Origin of the sequence: Streptomyces sp. NPDC005774, assembly GCF_042871645.1 — a bacterium.
In the GTDB taxonomy this organism is placed as follows: Bacteria; Actinomycetota; Actinomycetes; order Streptomycetales; family Streptomycetaceae; genus Streptomyces; species Streptomyces pratens.
This window is the reverse complement of sequence record NZ_JBIAIV010000010.1, coordinates 1-19,158: the sequence shown is the minus strand read 5'-3', so window position 1 is coordinate 19,158 and position 19,158 is coordinate 1. Positions and strand designations below refer to the sequence as shown.

The 19,158-nt window shown below is 70.3% G+C and carries 19 protein-coding genes; 8 read left to right on the top strand and 11 right to left on the bottom strand.

Features of this window, described 5'->3' with window-relative positions:
* Positions 1-116: 116 nt before the first annotated feature.
* The 3 genes from ACFYQA_RS11970 (at position 117) to ACFYQA_RS11960 (ending at position 2,816) form a co-directional block, all read left to right on the top strand.
* A complete protein-coding gene (locus tag ACFYQA_RS11970) occupies positions 117-1,205 on the top strand; it encodes an ABC transporter ATP-binding protein (protein WP_388915216.1) in 1,089 nt (362 codons plus the stop codon).
* 240 nt (positions 1,206-1,445) lie between these two features.
* On the top strand, positions 1,446-1,901 hold the full coding sequence (locus ACFYQA_RS11965; protein WP_388915213.1) for a hypothetical protein: 456 nt from the start codon (positions 1,446-1,448) through the stop codon (positions 1,899-1,901).
* Positions 1,902-2,084: 183 nt separating this feature from the next.
* Positions 2,085-2,816 carry an NDP-sugar synthase gene (locus ACFYQA_RS11960; protein ID WP_388915211.1) on the top strand — a complete coding sequence of 244 codons (732 nt, stop codon included), beginning with the start codon at positions 2,085-2,087 and terminating at the stop codon, positions 2,814-2,816.
* Positions 2,817-2,979: 163 nt separating this feature from the next.
* Here the strand turns inward: ACFYQA_RS11960 and ACFYQA_RS11955 are convergent, their stop codons facing one another.
* The 6 genes from ACFYQA_RS11955 to ACFYQA_RS11930 form a co-directional block, all read right to left on the bottom strand.
* Positions 2,980-4,776, bottom strand: a complete 1,797-nt coding sequence (locus tag ACFYQA_RS11955) for a DoxX family membrane protein (protein ID WP_388915208.1) — start codon at positions 4,774-4,776, stop codon at positions 2,980-2,982.
* Positions 4,777-4,905: 129 nt separating this feature from the next.
* Entirely contained in the window at positions 4,906-5,847 is a 942-nt protein-coding gene (rlmB, locus tag ACFYQA_RS11950; protein WP_388915205.1) for a 23S rRNA (guanosine(2251)-2'-O)-methyltransferase RlmB, read from the bottom strand.
* 259 nt (positions 5,848-6,106) lie between these two features.
* Positions 6,107-7,513 carry a cysteine--tRNA ligase gene (cysS, locus tag ACFYQA_RS11945; RefSeq protein ID WP_388915202.1) on the bottom strand — a complete coding sequence of 469 codons (1,407 nt, stop codon included), beginning with the start codon at positions 7,511-7,513 and terminating at the stop codon, positions 6,107-6,109.
* 102 nt (positions 7,514-7,615) lie between these two features.
* Positions 7,616-8,209: a 2-C-methyl-D-erythritol 2,4-cyclodiphosphate synthase gene (gene ispF / locus ACFYQA_RS11940; RefSeq protein WP_388915199.1), complete on the bottom strand. Its 594-nt coding sequence runs from the start codon at positions 8,207-8,209 to the stop codon at positions 7,616-7,618.
* On the bottom strand, positions 8,199-8,975 hold the full coding sequence (ispD, locus tag ACFYQA_RS11935) for a 2-C-methyl-D-erythritol 4-phosphate cytidylyltransferase (RefSeq protein ID WP_388915196.1): 777 nt from the start codon (positions 8,973-8,975) through the stop codon (positions 8,199-8,201). Before ispD ends, ispF begins: the two co-directional genes overlap by 11 nt.
* Before the next feature lie 362 nt (positions 8,976-9,337).
* The gene (locus ACFYQA_RS11930; RefSeq protein ID WP_042168913.1) at positions 9,338-9,820 is read right to left on the bottom strand and encodes a CarD family transcriptional regulator; all 483 of its coding nucleotides are present in this window, start codon (positions 9,818-9,820) and stop codon (positions 9,338-9,340) included.
* A gap of 801 nt (positions 9,821-10,621) precedes the next feature.
* Between ACFYQA_RS11930 and ACFYQA_RS11925 the strand changes: the two genes are divergently transcribed.
* Positions 10,622-11,266, top strand: coding sequence for a DUF461 domain-containing protein (locus tag ACFYQA_RS11925; RefSeq protein WP_388915193.1), 645 nt, complete (start codon positions 10,622-10,624; stop codon positions 11,264-11,266).
* 227 nt (positions 11,267-11,493) lie between these two features.
* Here ACFYQA_RS11925 and ACFYQA_RS11920 read toward each other — a convergent pair whose 3' ends face one another.
* Both ACFYQA_RS11920 and ACFYQA_RS11915 read right to left on the bottom strand, forming a co-directional pair.
* On the bottom strand, positions 11,494-12,174 hold the full coding sequence (locus tag ACFYQA_RS11920) for a response regulator transcription factor (protein WP_042168908.1): 681 nt from the start codon (positions 12,172-12,174) through the stop codon (positions 11,494-11,496).
* The gene (locus ACFYQA_RS11915) at positions 12,171-13,532 is read right to left on the bottom strand and encodes a sensor histidine kinase (RefSeq protein ID WP_388915190.1); all 1,362 of its coding nucleotides are present in this window, start codon (positions 13,530-13,532) and stop codon (positions 12,171-12,173) included. Before ACFYQA_RS11915 ends, ACFYQA_RS11920 begins: the two co-directional genes overlap by 4 nt.
* Before the next feature lie 268 nt (positions 13,533-13,800).
* On the opposite strand from ACFYQA_RS11915, the gene phoU reads away from it, so the two are divergent.
* From phoU to ACFYQA_RS11900, 3 genes are all read left to right on the top strand, one after another.
* Positions 13,801-14,499, top strand: coding sequence for a phosphate signaling complex protein PhoU (gene phoU / locus ACFYQA_RS11910; RefSeq protein WP_388915648.1), 699 nt, complete (start codon positions 13,801-13,803; stop codon positions 14,497-14,499).
* 123 nt (positions 14,500-14,622) lie between these two features.
* Positions 14,623-14,796 carry a hypothetical protein gene (locus tag ACFYQA_RS11905; protein WP_388915187.1) on the top strand — a complete coding sequence of 58 codons (174 nt, stop codon included), beginning with the start codon at positions 14,623-14,625 and terminating at the stop codon, positions 14,794-14,796.
* A gap of 240 nt (positions 14,797-15,036) precedes the next feature.
* Positions 15,037-15,288 (top strand): SCO4226 family nickel-binding protein, encoded by a 252-nt coding sequence (locus ACFYQA_RS11900; protein WP_388915184.1) that lies wholly within the window; start codon positions 15,037-15,039, stop codon positions 15,286-15,288.
* Positions 15,289-15,291: 3 nt separating this feature from the next.
* Here the strand turns inward: ACFYQA_RS11900 and ACFYQA_RS11895 are convergent, their stop codons facing one another.
* The gene (locus ACFYQA_RS11895) at positions 15,292-16,638 is read right to left on the bottom strand and encodes an MDR family MFS transporter (RefSeq protein WP_388915181.1); all 1,347 of its coding nucleotides are present in this window, start codon (positions 16,636-16,638) and stop codon (positions 15,292-15,294) included.
* Positions 16,639-16,830: 192 nt separating this feature from the next.
* Between ACFYQA_RS11895 and ACFYQA_RS11890 the strand changes: the two genes are divergently transcribed.
* Positions 16,831-17,592, top strand: coding sequence for a phosphoglyceromutase (locus tag ACFYQA_RS11890; protein WP_388915178.1), 762 nt, complete (start codon positions 16,831-16,833; stop codon positions 17,590-17,592).
* Positions 17,593-17,803: 211 nt separating this feature from the next.
* Here ACFYQA_RS11890 and ACFYQA_RS11885 read toward each other — a convergent pair whose 3' ends face one another.
* Positions 17,804-18,370, bottom strand: a complete 567-nt coding sequence (locus ACFYQA_RS11885; protein ID WP_388915175.1) for a PIN domain-containing protein — start codon at positions 18,368-18,370, stop codon at positions 17,804-17,806.
* Position 18,371: 1 nt separating this feature from the next.
* The gene (locus tag ACFYQA_RS11880; RefSeq protein ID WP_388915173.1) at positions 18,372-18,836 is read right to left on the bottom strand and encodes a helix-turn-helix domain-containing protein; all 465 of its coding nucleotides are present in this window, start codon (positions 18,834-18,836) and stop codon (positions 18,372-18,374) included.
* Between the last annotated feature and the right edge of the window lie 322 nt (positions 18,837-19,158).

The window sequence follows — 19,158 nt, the reverse complement described above, 5'->3', positions numbered from 1 at the left end:
CCAGTTCACCCTCGTGGACTGCACCAACGGAACCACAACGGAACATCCCGTCGTGGCACCACCTTCCTACTCGGATCGTCCGGCACGTTCCTGCCGGTAGAAGGGGGCCCTTCACCATGGCCACTGTCACGTTCGACAAGGCGACCCGGATCTACCCCGGTTCGACCAAGCCCGCCGTGGACGCGCTCGAGATCGACATCGAGGACGGGGAGTTCCTCGTGCTGGTCGGCCCGTCCGGTTGCGGCAAGTCCACCTCGCTCCGCATGCTGGCGGGGCTCGAGGACGTCAACGGCGGCGCCATCCGCATCGGCGACCGCGACGTCACGCACCTGCCGCCGAAGGACCGGGACATCGCCATGGTGTTCCAGAACTACGCGCTGTACCCGCACATGTCGGTCGCCGACAACATGGGCTTCGCGCTCAAGATCGCCGGTGTCAACAAGGCGGAGATCCGGCAGAAGGTCGAGGAGGCCGCGAAGATCCTCGACCTGACGGATTACCTGGACCGCAAGCCGAAGGCGCTCTCCGGCGGTCAGCGCCAACGTGTCGCCATGGGACGCGCCATCGTGCGTGAGCCGCAGGTGTTCCTCATGGACGAGCCGCTGTCCAACCTGGACGCAAAGCTCCGTGTCTCCACCCGTACGCAGATCGCCTCGCTCCAGCGCCGCCTGGGCATCACCACCGTCTACGTCACCCACGACCAGGTCGAGGCCCTGACCATGGGCGACCGTGTCGCGGTCCTCAAGGACGGTCTGCTCCAGCAGGTCGACACCCCGCGCAACATGTACGACAGGCCCGCCAACCTCTTCGTGGCCGGCTTCATCGGTTCCCCGGCGATGAACCTCGTCGAGGTGCCGATCGCCGACGGCGGCGTGAAGTTCGGCAACTCGGTGGTGCCGGTGGACCGCGACGCGCTGGCCGCCGCCACCGACAAGACCGTCACCGTCGGTGTCCGTCCCGAGCACTTCGACGTGGCCGGCGCCGACTCCGACCAGGGCCTCGCGGTCACCGTCAACGTGGTGGAGGAGCTGGGCTCCGACGCGTTCGTGTACGGCACCGCCAAGGTCGGCGAGGAGTCCAAGGACCTCGTCGTCCGCGTCGGCGGCCGCAATGTGCCGGAGAAGGGCAGCACGCTGCACGTCGTGCCGCGGGCCGGCGAGAGCCACGTGTTCTCGACGTCGTCCGGCGCGCGCCTGTCCGACTGAGCCGGGCGTCGTCGCATCCGAAACGCGAGGGCTCGGGTAATTCACCCGAGTTGATGAAGAGGGCCCCGCAGTTCGCTGCGGGGCCCTCTCCGTTACGTCTTCATTGTCGACAAATACGCCGACATACAAGCCATTTCGAGCATTGTGCGTCAACGCACCATCCAGGAATCGCCCCCGCCGCGTCACCCGAACCGGTGACTGCATGTCTTCATTCCATTACCGGACGCTACTCTCACACGCGTGAAGCACTCCACTACCCCTCAGATGCGACGTGGCCGGGGCCCCGCCCGCCGGGTCGGCCGCACCCTCGCCTTCGTCCTGCCCGTCGTCCTGGTGTTCTCCGGAACCCTCGCGGTCGCCGGGGTCAACTGGTCGGGGAGGCCTTCGGGTCCGGTCCTCGCCGCCGCCGACACCACCGTGTCCGACGCGTCCTCGCGTGCCGCCGAGCGAGTCCCGCACGAGGCCCTGCGGGACAGGCTCCTGGTCGAGTTGCACAAGGAGAACCCGGGCGTCGCCCTCACCCACCTCCAGCAGGCGGTGAACGACCGCCCGTCGCTGGCGCGGCACTGCATGTCGATCGCGCGTGAGCTCGGCAAGGCGGCGGTCCGGGTGTACGGCCCCACCAGGGCCCAGTCCTACGCCCGTCCGGTCTGCGACACCTCCTTCGCGTCGGGGGTGCTCACCGCCCACGGCTGAGCCTTCGCCCACCCCTCGGCCGGACCTCGCGGCCGGAGCTCACGGTCGGAGCTCACGGCCGGAGCTTCAGCAGCCCCTCTGTCGGATCCTCTGTCGGGCCCGCTGCCTGTCCCGCGGGCAGCGGGGCATCCGTGGCCCCGGGGCCCACGGTCCGGCCCTCAGGGCGCCACGTACAGTGCGCTCATGACCCATCCGAGCGCCGCGTCGCGCCCCGTTCAAGCCGTCGTCCTGGCCGGCGGGCAAGGCTCCCGGCTTCGTCCGTACACCGACGACCGGCCCAAGCCGATGGTCGAGATTCCCGGTACGGGAACCCCGATCATCGGCCATCAACTCTCCTGGCTCGCCGAGGAGGGCGTGACGGATGTCGTCGTCTCCTGCGGTCATCTGGCGGAGGTGCTGCAGGAGTGGCTGGAGGCCACCGATCTACCGCTCTCCGTCACCACCGTCGTCGAGACGGAGCCGCTCGGCCGCGGCGGCGGTCTGCGGTACGCGGCCGCCCGCCTGCCGCACCCGGCTCAGCCCTGGTACGCCACGAACGGCGACATCTGGACCCGTTTCTCGCTGCGCGACATGGCGGACTTCCACACCGAGCGGGACGCCGTCGCGACCCTCGCCCTGGCCCGCCCGCGCCTTCCCTGGGGTGCGGTGCAGACCGACGGGTTCGGTCACATCACCGACTTCATAGAGGCACCGCCGTCCCCGTTCGAGATCAACGCGGGGGTGTACGTCTTCTCCCCCGAGTTCGCCGGCCTGCTGCCGGAGCGCGGCGACCACGAACGCACCACGTTCCCGCGGCTGGCCCGGGAGAACCGGCTGGCCGGGTTCCCGATCCCCCAGGGCTCCTACTGGCGGGCGATCGACACCGCGAAGGACCTGACGGAGGCGGCGAAGGAACTGGCCTCCCAGAACCGCTGAGTCCCCGGCGCCGCCCTCCCCCGGCCACATCGTTCCCAGCACGACGAAGGGGTCCCGCACACAGTGTGTGCGGGACCCCTTCGTCGTCGCGACCGCGGCTTGACGACCGGACCGCCGGGCTGCCGGACCGCCGGGCTGCCGGACCGCCGGGCTGCCGGGCCGTTTATCCCAGCAGCCCGCCCACGAGCCGGCCGGGCTGCTCGGGCGCCGGAGCCTCGTCCCCGTCCCCCGCACCGTCGCTCGGGACGCCACTGTCGCCGCCGCCGGTGGTGCCGCCGCCCGTGGTGGCGCCGGCGCTGGTGCTCGGGGCCTGTTCCACCGGGGACGACTGCTGGGGCGGGGCTTCGCCGGTGGTGCCCTGGGTCTGGCTGGGCGCGCCGGTGACACCACCGCCGGTGTCGCGGGTCGCGTCGGGGGTGGTGTCACCCTCGGAGGGACCGGCGCTGCCGGCTCCGGACGTGGCGCCCTGGGTGGGCGAGGTGGAGGCGGACGGGGTCCCCTTCCGGTCCTCGCCGGGCTCCTGCGGAAGCGGGGAGCCGGGGAGTTCGTTGCGCGGGGCCTCGCCGGGGCCGGGGACGACCACGCGGTCGGCGTCACGCACGGCGTCGCCGAGCAGCGAGCCGACGAGCAGGGTGAGTCCGCAGACGACGACGGTGACGAGGGCACCGCGACGCAGCACGTAGCGGCGCAGGTCCCAGAGGTCGGAACGGGGTCCGAGGTGGCGCCAGGCACGGGCGACGAGGCGGCCGTCGACGGAGTAGACGGGTGCGCCGGCGATGATCAGCGGGGACCAGGCGGCGAGGTAGATGATGTCGGGCGCGTCGTAGGCGGGAACGCTCTTCCAGCTGACGGTGACCAGCAGCGCGACGGAGAGCAGGGCACCGATGACGGCGCCGACGCGCTGCCAGCAGCCGAGGACGGTGAGGACGCCGACGATCACCTGGAGGAAGGCGACGAGGAGTCCGGAGCCGATGGGGTGTTCGAGGGCGAACTGCTGGAGCGGCTGGGCGACTTCCCAGGGGTGCAGGGTCTTGAGCCACGTCACCATGGAGCCGCGCTCGCCGCCGTCGAAGTAGAGCGGGTCACAGAGTTTGCCCATGCCGGCGTAGATGGAGATGAAGCCGAGGAAGAGCCGCAGCGGGAGCAGGACGACCCCGAGGTTCATCCGGCGGCCGGGGTAGTAGGCGTGCCGGGCCGGGTCGTCGCCGTGGCGCCTGGCGCGGCGGCCACCGGTGTTCGGTTCGGTGGCGGTCCGGTGGCCGCCGGTGTCCCCGAACTCGTCGCTTTCGTAACCCTGTTCGCCGTATCCCTGCCGGCCGTAACCCTGTTCGCCGTAATCCTGCTCGCCGTATCCCTGCCGGCCGTAACCCTGCTCGTCGTAGTCCTGGTCCCCGTAGCCCTGGCCGCCGTACGCCGGTTCGTCGTAGGCACTGCCTACGGTGCGCATGGGGGGCAGCAGGGGCTGCCGGCCGCCGTGGGTGCGCTGGGGGCCAACGACGGGCGTTTCGAGGGTCTGGGCGGCCGGGTCCTCGGCATAGCCGTAACCGTCGCCGGCGCCGGGGACGACCTGGGTGGCGCCGGCGTCGGTGAGCGGTTCGTCGGCGTGGCGGACGCCTTCGTGCCGCATGGTCTGGAGGAGTCGGTGCGCGCCGGTGTCGTCGGGGGCCGAGCGGCCGCTCCAGACGACGGGGCGCCGACGGGCCGCGGTCCGGCCCGGGGCGCCCACGGTGGTGACGACGGGGATGCGGGCCGTGTCCTCGGCCGCGATCAAGTGCCGTGCGATCCGCTGGGATTGGACGCGTCGGTTCGAAACGCCCAGCTGCACGCGGAAGCTGGCGTGATTGACGATGACCTGCGCCGGATCACTCGGCACCTTCACCATGCTCAGCGCGGGAGCGTCGTCGAGTCCCGACGAGGGGTCCCCCGTAGGAGTGCGGGGTGTTCTGGTGTCCACACTCATCTAACCGAGTGACCCGACGTTAGGACACTGTCTTGACGCGCCGGATGTGTCCGGACCGCGTCAAGCATGTCCCCCACCCGTACGGAGCACCCGGAACACCCCGTACGAGTGAAGGCGTCGAACGACCGTTCAGGCGCGGCGCCGTGCCGCCTCGTACAGCACGACTCCCGCGGCCACACCGGCGTTGAGGGATTCGGTGCCACCCGGCATCGGGATCCGCACCCGGAAGTCGCAGGTTTCGCCGACGAGTCGGGAGAGCCCCTTGCCCTCGCTGCCGACGACGATCACGACGGGGCCCGCCAGTGCCTGCAGTTCGCCGACCTCGGCCTCTCCGTCGGCGGCCAGCCCGACGATCGCGATCCCCGCCTTCTTGTACGCCTCCAGGGTGCGCGTCAGGTTGGTGGCCCGCGCGACGGGCGTACGGGCGGCGGCACCGGCGGACGTCTTCCAGGCGCCGGCGGTCATCCCGGCGGCACGCCGCTCGGGGACGACGACGCCGTGGCCGCCGAAGGCGGAGACGGAGCGGACGACGGCGCCGAGGTTGCGCGGGTCGGTGACGCCGTCGAGGGCGACGATCAGCGGGTCCTGGCCCGCGTCGTGGGCGCCCGCGACGAGGTCCTCGGGGTGCGCGTACTCGTAGGGCGGGACCTGGAGGACCAGGCCCTGGTGGTTCAGGCCGTTGGTCATCCGGTCGAGTTCGGGGCGGGGGGCCTCCATGAGGTTGATGCCGCCGCGCTCGGCCGCGAGCTGGAGCGCCTCGCGCACCCGCTCGTCGTTGTCGATGAACTGCTGGACGTACAGGGTGGAGGCGGGCACGCCCTCGCGCAGCGCCTCGACGACGGGGTTGCGCCCGACGACGAGTTCGGAGGTCGAGCGTCCGCCGCCGCGCCGCTGCGGGGCGCGTCCGACGGTCCGGCGGGTCTTCGCCTGGGCGATGCGCTGCTTGGCGTGCCCCTTGCGCATCTCGGCGGGGGGCGTGGGCCCCTTGCCTTCCAGGCCCCGGCGTCGCTGGCCGCCACTGCCGACCTGCGCGCCCTTCTTGCCGGACATGCGGCGGTTGTTCGCGGCCATGATGTACCCGTCTCCATGAAGTCGTGTGTGCGTACGGATCTGCGTACGCACATCGGTGTCGCGTCCGTCGCGTCGGCGACTCGGTCCTGCGTCTGTCGCGTCGGTCGCGTCGGTGTTCGGTGTGTCGGTGTTGCGTCTGTGTCGGTGCTACGTCTATGCAGTGTGCCGCCCGGGGGCCCGGACGGCACACTCGATCTTGCGGCCGTGCCGTGGCCGTGCTCCGGCCGTGCTTCCGCCGTGCTGCGGTCGCGCGTCCGCTTCAGCGCGGGCCGAGGCTCCAGCGTGGACCCTGCGGACCGTCCTCGACGACCAGTCCGGACTGGCCGAGCTGGTCGCGGAGGGCATCCGCGGTGGGCCAGTCCTTGCGGGCGCGGGCGGCCTCGCGCTGGTCGAGGACCATGCGGACGAGGGTGTCGACGACGCCGTTCAGCTCGTCGCCGCGGTCGGTGTCGCCGGCCCAGTGGGGGTCGAGGGGGTCCAGGCCGAGGACGGCGAGCATGGCGCGCACCTCGGCGAGGCGGGCGACGGCCGCTTCCTTGTCGTCGGCGGCCAGCGCGCTGTTGCCCTGCCGGACGGTGGTGTGGATCACCGCCAGGGCCTGCGGTACGCCGAGGTCGTCGTCCATGGCCTCGGCGAAGGCGGGCGGCACCTCGGCAGCCGGTTCGACGGCGCCCGCGGTGCCGGTCAGCTCGCCGACCCGCTGGATGAAGCCCTCGATCCGCGCGAACGCGGACTCCGCCTCACGCAGGGCCTCCTCGCTGTACTCGATCATCGAGCGGTAGTGCGGGGTGCCGAGGTAGTAGCGGAGCACGATGGGCCGCCACCGCTTGACCATCTCGCTGACGAGCACCGAGTTGCCGAGCGACTTCGACATCTTCTCGCCGCTCATGGTGACCCAGGCGTTGTGCACCCAGTACCGGGCGAACTCGTCGCCGTAGGCCTTGGCCTGGGCGATCTCGTTCTCGTGGTGCGGGAAGATCAGGTCGAGACCGCCGCCGTGGACGTCGAAGACGGTGCCGAGGTATTTGTGCGCCATCGCCGAGCACTCGAGGTGCCAGCCGGGGCGCCCGCGGCCCCACGGCGACTCCCAACTCGGCTCGCCGGGCTTGGCTGCCTTCCACATGGCGAAGTCACGCGGGTCGCGCTTGCCGGTCTCGCCCTCGCCCGACGGCTGGAGCAGATTGTCGAGCTCCTGGTTGGACAGCCCCAGGTACTCGGGGAACGAGGTGACGGCGAAGTAGACGTTGCCGTCGGCCTCGTAGGCGTGACCGCGCTCGATGAGGCCGCGCATCATCTCGACCATCTCGGTGATGTGGCCGGTGGCGCGCGGCTCGTAGGTCGGGGGGAGGCAGCCGAGGGCCTGGTAGCCGTCGGTGAAGGCGCGCTCGTTCTCGTAGCCGATGGACCACCAGGGGCGGCCCTGCTCCGCGGACTTCGCGATGATCTTGTCGTCGATGTCCGTGACGTTGCGGATGAACGTCGTGCGCAGACCGCGGTACTCGAACCAGCGGCGCATGATGTCGAAGTTCAGCCCCGAGCGGATGTGTCCGATGTGGGGTGCTGCCTGCACGGTGGCACCGCACAGGTAGATCGAGACACAACCCGGCTGGAGCGGGACGAAGTCACGAATCTGCCGGGCGCTGGTGTCGTACAGGCGAATAGTCACCCCTCCAGGGTAGTCGGCCCGGGGCGGTGCCTCGCGCCCCTTACGCGCCGTCCTCGACCCGTGTTTCGGTCGCCCCCGGCCCCCGGTTCGTACGGCCGGCGGTCAGCCCCGGCCCGTGCGGACGACGAGGGCGGTGGCGACGGCCATGAGCCCTTCGCCGCGGCCCGGGAAGCCGAGCCCGTCAGTGGTGGCGCCGGAGACCGACACGGGTGCCCCGGCGGCCTCGGAAAGGATCTTCTGGGCCTCGTCCCGGCGCTTGCCGACCTTGGGCCGGTCCCCGACGACCTGCACCGCCACGTTGCCGATCCGGAATCCGGCCGCCCGGACGATCCGCGCGGCCTCGGTCAGCAGGGTCACGCCGGAGGCGCCGGACCACTCGGGCCGCCCGGTGCCGAAGTGCTGTCCCAGGTCGCCGAGGCCGGCGGCGGAGAACAGGGCGTTGCACGCGGCGTGCGCCACGACGTCGGCGTCGGAGTGCCCGGCGAGTCCGGGCCCCTGGCCCTCCCACTTCAGGCCGGCGCACCACAGCTCCCGGCCGTCCTCGAAGGCATGGATGTCGGTACCGATGCCGACCTGCGGGAGGACGGGCTCGGGGCGTGCGGATTCCGCGCGTACGGGCTCGGCGTGGAGGGGCTCCGCGCGTATGGGCCCGGCGTGGAGGGGCTCCGCGCGTGCGGCCTGCGGCTCAGAAGCCATCGTTGAGCCTCCTGCGGGCGAGGACCGCTTCGGCGAGAACGAGGTCGAGGGGACGGGTGACCTTGAACGCCTCTTCGTGGCCGGGCACGGTGACGACGGCCAGACCCAGCTGCTCGATCATGCTCGCGTCGTCGGTGACGTTGTCGGTCACCGTCTCGTGCGCGCGCACCAGGGTGTCCCGGTCGAAGCCCTGCGGGGTCTGCACGGCGCGCAGCAGGGACCGGTCGGGGGTGGCGACCACGGGCTCCGGCTCGCCGGGGACGGCGGCGGGCTCGACCTGCTTGACGGTGTCGGCGAGCGGCAGCGCCGGGACCACGGCGAGGGCGCCGTCGCGGACGGCCTCGACGACGGCGTCCACGGTGTCGACGGGGACCAGCGGGCGGGCCGCGTCGTGCACCAGAACGATGTCGAACCCGGGCGGCAGCGCGTCGAGACCGAGCTTCACGGACTCCTGACGGGTCTCCCCGCCGGGGACGACGACGAACTCGGTGCGGTCGGGCAGCGCGTGCGCGTCGAGCAGCGTCCTGACCTCCGCCGCGCCCTCGGGCGGGGCCACGACGACGACCAGGGAGACGGCTCGGGAATCGGCCATCGCGCGGACGGCGTGGATGAGCATGGGCGTGCCGCCCAGGGTGCGGAGCGCCTTGGGCGCGCCCGGACCGAGGCGCACACCCCGGCCGGCGGCCGGGATCACGGCCGCCGTGCGGGCGGTCGTACGGCCGGGCACGGGCTGCGCCGGCGGCTGCGGGAAGGGATCGTCAGACATCGGTTCCTGTCAGGTTTGTGTGCTGGACCCGAGTGGGTATGGCCTGGACGTACCCCTTGCTCCCGGAGCGGGGGAAGTGCCGGGCGTACCGCCTTGACCAGCCCCTTCCGTGACTCTGGTCGAGCCGGCCGCCCGGACCCGACAGGGTGCGGGGAAGCGCGGCGGGTGCGAAGCGTACGGGCCGAGCGGCATACGGACGGTGTCCGGATATGAACATGCCGCAGCGCCCGGCGACTTCACACATGTCATCGGGCACCGCGGCATTTCGATGTGCTGGTCCTCGAGGTGCACTGGGATCAGGTGTGCACCGAGCACCGGGCGACGAAGCTCCGTGCGTGCCCCGCCTGCTGCCTTTTCCCGTCTCAGGAGGCGAGGACCTCGTCGAGGAGAGCTTCGGCCTTGTCCTCATTGGTCTTCTCCGCGAGGGCAAGCTCGCTGACCAGGATCTGGCGCGCCTTGGCGAGCATGCGCTTCTCACCGGCGGAGAGTCCGCGCTCACGCTCACGACGCCACAGGTCACGCACGACTTCCGCGACCTTGATGACGTCACCCGAGGCGAGCTTCTCCAGGTTTGCCTTGTACCGACGGGACCAGTTCGTGGGCTCCTCGGCATACGGTGCGCGCAGCACCTCGAAGACCCGGTCCAGCCCGTCCTGGCCGACCACATCACGTACGCCGACGAACTCCGCATTGTCCGCTGGCACACGTACCGTCAGGTCGCCCTGGGCGACCTTCAGCACCAAGTAGGTCTTGTCCACGCCTTTGATCTGGCGAGTTTCGATAGCCTCGATCAGCGCGGCCCCGTGATGGGGATAGACCACGGTGTCGCCAACCTTGAACGTCATGTGACAGGTACCCCTTCCGTGGCTATCCAGGGTAACACGGATACAGCGTGTTCTGAATGGCGTTTTCGCAGGTCAGGGCCATTCTCGGGGCTTGACAACAGCATCAGGAACGTGCTTCGATCGCCGAGTGGAAGCAGGTATTCGCAGGTCGGAGGGGCTCTCCGGGGCAAGCGAAACGCGTACGCTACACGCATCTGAAGCCCCCCGGAGACGCCCATACATCCCCATATGTCTTCCTCCGAGTGCTCGACTTCCGCTACTCCGTTCGGTGCGTGCTGCCGGGTTCCGGCCGAATCCGGAATTGATCACGAGCCCACCCGGGACACGCCAACGGTGATCCATTTTCGGACCGCCCGCCGCATTTTCCGGCCCGGCCCCGCATTCCTTCACGGAATATGCGCCACGCCGAGGCGAGGACACCCCCGGCCGCACTTATGTGAATGCCGGATGAGTGTCCGGACGGAGTAACCCGCGAGTCACTTGCGCGAGTCGGTGGCGGGCATCACGCCCCCGTACGGCGTCATCACGCCCTCCCATATGCAGGCTCGCGCTCGGGCAGCACACTCCGGGACCGCACGCGAGCCGGGGCGTCCGCGGTTCACCCCGGTGTTCACCCCGGACGGCGCCCGTGCGTGTCATCCGGGGTGAACCGCGGACGCCCCAGGGAGGGTCGGGTGCGGACGCGCGGGACCGGCTCGATAACCTGAGACCGCTGGCAGAGACCCACTGACAGCGACGACAGACACTCAGGGCGGCTGACCGGTCGCCACCGCTTGCACGAGTCAAGGAGTTGCCGCCGCCGTGAGCAGCAGCCTTCGACGCGGGGCCATCGCCGCCGCCGCCATCGCGTTCTCGATCGCCTCGCTCTCCGCGTGCGCGGCCGGCAACAACGCCCAGACCCTGCAGGTCCAGCCGGACAACGCCGCGACGACCGTCGACAACATCAAGGTCCAGAACGCCATCGTCGTCACCCAGCCGGACCTCGAGTCCACGGGCCCGGCCGTCGTCTCCGCGACCCTGTTCAACGAGGGCAGCACCGACCAGACGCTGGAGTCGGTCACCCTCCCCGGCACCGGCAAGACCGCCGAGCTGACCCCCGCCGAGGGCGGCAGCCTGACCGTCCCGGCCGGCGGCCGGCTCATCCTCGGCGGCGAGGGCAACGCCTCGGCCGTGCTGTCCAGCAGCCGTGAGTCCGTCCAGGACGGCAACGCCCAGCCGGTCACCTTCACCTTCAGCGAGACCGGTGACGTGAGCCTGCGCGCGTTCGTCTACCCGGCCGAGAGCTTCTTCACCGGCTGGGGCCCGAGCGGCATCCCGACCGCGCCGGGGGCCTCGACCGAGCCGGCGGCGGAAGCGTCCGCGACCGAGGGTGCCGCCGACGCGACCGGCGCTCCCGAGGGCACCCCGACCGATGCCGCCTCGGCCAGCCAGCCGGCCGGCAACTGAACGACAGCCGCAGCACACATACGTGTGTACGCGGCTACGCATACACACGTAGCCGCGTAGCCGCATTGATACGACGGTGGGCGGGGACCCCTGCGCAGGGGTCCCCGCCCACCGTCGTATCAATGGCTGGTGCCGGCCGGTGCCGGTCGATGCCGGGCACCGGGCACCGGGTGATGGGCACCGGGTGATGGGCACCGGGTGATGGTGGCCCGGTGCCCGGGGCCCGTCTACGGCTCGAACTTGTAGCCGAGCCCGCGGACCGTCACCAGGTAGCGCGGCGCGCCCGGGTCCGGCTCGATCTTGGCGCGCAGTCGCTTGACGTGGACGTCGAGGGTCTTGGTGTCGCCCACGTAGTCGGCGCCCCAGACCCGGTCGATGAGCTGCATCCGGGTCAGCACGCGCCCGGCGTTGCGCAGCAGCATCTCCAGCAGGTCGAACTCCTTGAGGGGCAGGTCGACCTTGGTGCCGCTCACGGTGACCACGTGCCGGTCGACGTCCATGCGGACGGGACCGGCCTCCAGGGCGGCGGGGGCGACCTCCTCGGGCTCGCCCCTGCGGCGCAGCACGGCGCGGATACGGGCGACCAGCTCGCGCGAGGAGAACGGCTTGGTGACGTAGTCGTCGGCCCCTATCTCCAGGCCCACCACCTTGTCGATCTCACTGTCCTTGGCGGTCACCATGATGACGGGGACGTTGGAGCGGCCGCGCAACTGACGGCACACCTCGGTGCCCGGCAGGCCGGGCAGCATCAGGTCGAGGAGGACGAGGTCGGCGCCGTTGCGCTCGAACTCGTCGAGGCCGTCGGGCCCGGTGGCCGCGACGGCGACCTCGAAGCCTTCCTTGCGGAGCATGTACGACAGGGCGTCGGAGAAGGACTCCTCGTCCTCTACGACGAGCACTCGGGTCACGGAAGGACCTCCGGGGAGGGAAGCGTTTCGTACGCGGATGGATCGGGGGAGTGGGGGGAGTCGGAGGAGACGGCGGTCCGTCCGGCCTCGGCATCGAGGCTTTCGGGTTCGTCCTGGTGGGACGGCCGGGGTGCGCGGTCGCGGGTGGGGGCCGCGGCGGCCTCGGGAAGCCGCAGGGTGAAGGTGGAGCCCTGGCTTTCGGCGCTCCACACGGTGACTTCCCCGCCGTGCGAGGCTGCCACGTGCTTCACGATCGCCAGGCCGAGACCCGTACCGCCCGTGGCACGGGAGCGGGCCGGGTCGACACGGTAGAAGCGCTCGAAGACCCGCTCCTTCTCCTTCTCCGAGATGCCGATGCCCTGGTCGGTCACGGCGATCTCGATCATGTCCCCGCCCGGCCGGGCGACCCTGCGGGCCGCTATACCGACGCGGGTGCGGGCGGGTGAGTAGTTGACGGCGTTCTCGACGAGGTTGCCGAGAGCGGCGGCGAGCTGGCCGCGGTTGCCCCAGATGCGGAGGTCGCCGTGGGTGGTCGATTCCGCCTTGTGTCCGGTGTCGCCCGGCTCCGCTCCTTCGGGTGTCCACACGTTGGAGGCCATGGTGATCTGTTTGGTGCCCGCCGCGTGCCGGCAGCGGCCGACGGCCTCGGCGACGAGTTCTTCCACGCGGACGGGTTCGGCGTCCTCGAGCGGGTCGTCGTTCTGGACCCGGGAGAGGTCGATGAGTTCCTGCACCAGGTTGGTGAGGCGGACGGCCTCGCCCTGCATGCGGCCGGCGAAGCGCTCCACGGCCTGGGGGTCGTCGGAGGCGTCCATGACGGCTTCGGAGAGCAGGGAGAGCGCACCGACCGGCGTCTTCAGTTCATGGCTGACGTTGGCGACGAAGTCACGCCGTACCGCTTCTATGCGGCGGGCCTCGGTGAGGTCCTCCACGAGCAGCAGGACGAGCCGGGAGCCGAGGGGGGCCACCCGGGCGGAGACGGCGAGGGCCTCGCCGCGTCCGGTGCCGCGGCGGGGCAGGTCCAGTTCCACCTGGCGTATCTCGCCGTCGCGCCGGGTGTCGCGGGCCATCTGCAGCATGGGCTCCACGGCGAGCTTGCCGCCGCGGACCAGCCCGAGGGCGTACGCGGCGGAACTGGCCTTGACCACGCCGTCCGCCTCGTCCAGAACGACGGCGGAGGAGCGCAGGACGGACAGCACGGTGTCCACGCCCGGCGGAAGCACCGGGTCCGTGTTCAGCGAGGAACGCGTGGGGCGCCTCTGCTCGCGCTCGCTGAAGCGGAACGCCAGCATGGCGATGACGCCGGTGAGTACTCCGGCGATCGCTGCCATTGCGGCGACCGCCGCGTTCACGTCCATGTGTCCAGGTTAGGCATGCGCCGGCCGGTGGCCACAGCCATGGGACGACAAGCTCGAACACTCGTCGCCCAGAGTTCACCTCGGAGCCAGGGATGATTCATGTAGGGGGCCGGATTCGGACGCGTGGAGAACGGAACGTGGGACCGTGGGTTTCGCACCCTCGGTCGCGCGGGGTTCGCGCCGTCGGCTGCGTGGCGGGGTACCTGCCCCGGGAACCCACGGGGGCCCCGGCTCCCGAAACCCCTTCGAACGCATGAGAGGAACCCTGATGCGGGACGCGTACCACGAGGAACTGGATTCGATCGGCGACGGTCTGGTGGAGATGACCCGACTGGTCGGGTCGGCGATCGGGCGCGCCACGACCGCGATTCTCGACGCCGATCTGAAGCTGGCCGAGCACGTGATCGAGGGCGACCAGAAGGTCGACGAGCTCCAGCACGACCTGGAGGCCCTGGCCATAGCTCTGCTGGCGCGCCAGCAGCCGGTGGCGACCGATCTGCGGATCGTCGTCACGTCGCTGCGGATGTCGGCCGACCTGGAGCGCTCCGGCGACCTGGCGCAGCATGTGGCGAAGCTCGCGCGGCTGCGGTTTCCGGAGCGTGCCGTGCCGGGCGACCTGCACGCGACCATCCTGGAGATGGGCCAGCTCGCCCAGCGCCTGATGGCCAAGGCGGCCGAGGTGATCATCACCAAGGACGTCGACCTGGCACTCCAGCTGGAGCAGGACGACGACGAGATGGACCTGCTGCACCGCGCCCTCTTCCAGCACCTGATGGACGACCGCTGGAAGCACGGCATCGAGACGGCCGTCGACGTGACGCTGCTGGGCCGCTACTACGAGCGGTACGCCGACCACGCGGTCTCGGTCGCCAAGCGGGTGGTCTACCTGGTCACGGGCGAGCACGCGGACGAGATCCAGCCGGACATCCAGCCCGACATCCAGGCGGCGCCGGGGACGGACGCCTGACCGGAGCAGGCGGGGAATCGGCCGGGGGCACGCGCGCGTCCCAATGCGCCGTTGATGCGCCGTTGATGTGCCCGGTGGCGCGGGCATCCAATGGGCACAGGCACCAGTCTCGAGGAGGGACCCATGGCCGATTCCCCCGGATCCACCGGATCCACCGGCACGACGCCCGATCCCGCGCGGGAGCGCGAGACCGAGCAGCCGGCCGAGATCAGAAGCCTGACCCTGATCGCCGCGTGCGGCTGCGGATCGGGCTGCGGCTGCGGCTGCCAGTCGGGCGGCCCCTGCCAGTGCGGCTGAGCCCGTCCGCTCACCGCTCTGTACACGCCGAGGGCCCCGGCGGTCGTCGGGACGACGGCACTCGTTGCCGCCGCCGTCCGACCGCCGGGGCCCTCGGCGTGCCTCATGGGCGGCGCAGGCGCAGCATGGAAAGTACCCAGACCCGAAGCAGACACGTACGCCCGGAGGAAGGTCCGTACAGTTCGCACGGCCGAACAAAGGTGCGTACGACCGGCTGAAGCCGGAAGGAGGTGCGAGGCCATGGCGCGGTACATGGATATCCACCACAACATGCGCGGCATCACGGCGGACCAGCTGGAACAGGCCCACGCGGCCGACCTCGCGATTCAGCAGGAAGAGGGCGTCCACTTCCAGCACGCGTGGGCGGACCCGGAGTCCGGCACGGTCTACTGCCTCTCGGAGGCGCCCTCCGCCGAGGCGGTCCAGCGCATCCATGAACGCACCGGCCACCAGGCCGACGAGATCCACCCGCTGCCGTTGTCGGTGCGGTGAGCCTCAGGAGGCGCTGACCTCCGACCGCCCCTCGCCCCCACACCCCGGCACCACGGCCTTCTGCACGCTCGCGTCCACTCCTGTGGCGACCACCGGCGCCTCCTCGACGATGACGGGGGCGGCGCCGGCGGCAAGGGCTGGGGCAGGAGGTGGGGCCGGGGCAGCGAGGGTGGAGGTCTCGGACGGCAGCCGCCGCATCAGCAGCGCGTACCCGAGTCCCGCCACCGTGCCGACGACGGCGCACATGCCCCACAGCCACTCCGCCCCGTACCGGTCGATGACGAGTCCCGACATCAGCGGGGCGACGAGCGCGGCGACGGCCCAGGACATGGTGTACATGCCCTGGTAGCGCCCGCGCCCGTGGGCCGGTGACAGCTGGACGACGAGTCCGGTCTGGGTGGGCGCGTTGATGATCTCGGCGAGCGTCCACACGCAGACGGTGAGGGCGAAGACGCCGACCGACCCGGCGAAGGCGGTGAGGCCGAAGCCGTACCCGGCGAGCAGCGCGGAGGCCACCAGCAGGCGGCCGGGATCGCGGTGCTCGATGAACCGGGTGACCGGAATCTGCAGGACGACGATGAGGACGCCGTTGACCGCGATGGCCATGCCGTACTCGGCCGGGGTGAACCCGGCCGCACCCATCGCGACGGGCAGCCCGACGGCCCCCTGCTGGAAGATCAGCGCGACGAGGAAGGACAGCCCGACGACGCCCATGAACCGCCCGTCGCGGAGCACGGTCCCGAGCCCGACGGAGTCCTCGTGCGCCTCCCCCGCGGCCTGGACGGGTTTCGACTCGGGGAGCTTCACGAAGACGACGATCGCGCAGATCATCGTCATCACGGCCTCGAGGAGGAACCCGGCGGCGTAGCTGTGCTCGGCGATGAACCCGGCGGCCGTGGTGGAGACGGCGAACCCGAGGTTGATGGCCCAGTAGTTGAGGGAGAAGGCGCGGATGCGGTCCTCGGGCCGGACGATGTCGGCCATCATCGCCTGGACGGCGGGCCGGGAGGCGTTGGAGGCCATCCCCACGAGGAAGGCGACGACGGCGATGGCGACGGGGTCGCGCACGAAGCCGAGCAGGGCGACGGACACCGCGGTGGACGCCTGCGCGGCCAGCAGCGTGGGGCGCCGCCCGAGCCGGTCGGTCATCACCCCGGCGCCCAGCGAGGACAGCACCCCGCCGAGGCCGTGCAGGGCGGCGATGAGACCGGCGTAGGTGGCGGAGTAGCCGCGGTCGAGGGTGAGGTAGAGCGCCATGAAGGTGGCGACGAAGCCACCGAGCCGGTTGACGAGGGTGCTCGTCCACAGCCACCAGAAAGCAGGCGGCAGCCCGGACACGGTCTCCCGCATCGCACGCCCGGTACGCCCGATGGACACCACGAAGACCCCCCGAATGTAAGCGCCTGAACCGGCAGGCACACATTACGAAGGCCGTCGGGGTGCCCACCACTCGATTAGCAGATCCCGTCAACCCGTCGAGCTCGCCCTTCACCCACCGGACAGGGGCGCGGGCCGCGCGAGGCTTCGATTACGCTCGGAGCCATGGCCGACGCACCGTACAAGCTGATCCTCCTCCGCCACGGCGAGAGCGACTGGAACGCGAAGAACCTGTTCACCGGCTGGGTGGACGTCAACCTCACCGAAAAGGGCGAGAAGGAGGCAGTCCGCGGCGGTGAGCTGCTGAAGGACGCCGGCCTGCTGCCCGACGTACTGCACACGTCGCTCCAGAAGCGCGCCATCCGCACCGCCCAGCTCGCGCTGGAGTCCGCCGACCGCCTGTGGATCCCCGTGAGCCGCAGCTGGCGCCTGAACGAGCGGCACTACGGCGCCCTCCAGGGCAAGGACAAGGCGCAGACCCTCGCGGAGTTCGGCGAGGAGCAGTTCATGCTGTGGCGCCGCTCCTACGACACCCCGCCGCCCCCGCTGGACACCGACGCCGAGTACTCCCAGTTCGACGACCCGCGCTACGCCACCCTCCCGCCGGAGCTGCGCCCGCGCACGGAGTGCCTGAAGGACGTCGTCGTCCGCATGCTGCCGTACTGGTTCGACAACATCGTCCCCGACCTCCTGACCGGCCGCACCGTCCTGGTCGCCGCCCACGGCAACAGCCTGCGCGCCCTGGTCAAGCACCTCGACGGCATCTCCGACGCCGACATCTCCGGCCTGAACATCCCGACGGGCATCCCCCTGTCCTACGAACTCGACGCCGACTTCAAGCCGCTCAACCCGGGCGGCACCTACCTCGACCCGAACGCGGCCGCGGCCGCCATCGAGGCGGTCAAGAACCAGGGCAAGAAGAAGTAAGCAGACGCCAGTAAGCCCCCACCTGCGGTTTTCTGACAGGTCGGGGGCTTCTTGCTGGGGTAACGCCGTTCCTGAGCCGCCAGTTGCCCGGCCGAGCCCACCCGGGTGTGACAGAGGAGTGCCGGATCCAGCAGAGAATCTTGGGGGGCGCCGGGCAACAGCCGGGGTACCGGAGAGCTGCCGACCGAGCACCGCTCCCATCAGCCGCTCGCTAGCTCACGGCTCCCGGTCCATGGCGTAGAGCGGCCACGGACTCGGTGAGACCTGATCTTTCCAGCTGCCCCAGTACGTCGTCGAATGTCTGCGGCGGACGCCGTCGAGAGGTGGCGATCTCCTGCACGCAGGCATACACGACACGATCGTCCAGCCCTATGAGATCCATCATGAACTCGTCGGCGTTCTTGCGTTCAATCCCCCAATTGGCCAGGTAGTCGGATGGGAAGTCCTTGCGGTTGTTCGTGACGATCACTTGGGCTCCCGCCTGGATGGCAGCAGCCAGAACGTGCTTGTCGTCCATGTCCGGCAACTTGAGCCCCTCGACAAGGGGCTCAAAGCCCCTGACCAAGCAGTCGCGTACGGCTCCGTTCATGAGAGCTCTCCGACGCGCCAGAGTTTCAGGAGCGATGTCGTAGTCCCGTGCAATGTTCCGGTCCACCTCGTCGAGGATCACGTCTGTCCACCTGGCGCGGACAAACCCCCTCCGGCTGACACGGATCAGCAGGTCACGCAGCGTGTTGGGATATAAGACGCACGCGTCATAGAGCACGACGAAGGCCATGTCAGAGAAGCCCCAGCTCCTGGTCCAGCTCCATCAGCTCGTCGGCCGCACCCTTGCGCCTCGCGTCGTCCTCACGCAGATACTGGCGCAGATCGGTGAAGCGGATACGGCGGTGACGCCCCACAAGCCTGAAGGGGATCTCGCCGGACTCCAGCAGACCGATCAAGTACGGACGGGACACGTTCAGCATGTCGGCGGCCTGCTGGGTCGTCAGCTCCGCGTCGACCGGCATGATCTGAACGCCTTGTCCATTGGCGAGAGCCGCCAGTATCGATGCGAACATTTCCGCCACCGGCCGCGGCAGAACGAGAGCTTCGTCGCCAGCGCCCGTCTCCAGGTGAACCTGGATGTCCTCGTCGCTCTGCGCTGCGCGTGAAAGGTAGCCGTTGATCCGCCGCAGAGCCCGCTGCGCATCGTTCGCGTCAACCACACCTGGTTCGAGCTTCTTGCCTGTCGCAGTTCCCATGACGCCCTCCACTGTCGTATTCGAATTATTCGCAATAAACGAAGCGGACGCAACCCTGTATCAGGTACCTCTCCACGAACGGATGAAGCCCTTTCCGCTGCCGGACGCTCGGACCTGCCTCCTCTGCACCTATCCAGCCGAAGCCGGCGCCGGCCGACCCGGGGGCCGGCCGCCGAGCGCCTCCACGTAGCGGGCGATGACGTCCGGCGTGGCCCCCTCACCGTGCTCAGGGCTCCGGCAAAGTCGTTTGGTAGCCCTGTGACATGTGGTTTTGCGGGTGGGTGAGGTGCGCGGGCGTGTTCCGGTCCGGTTGGATGGAGGT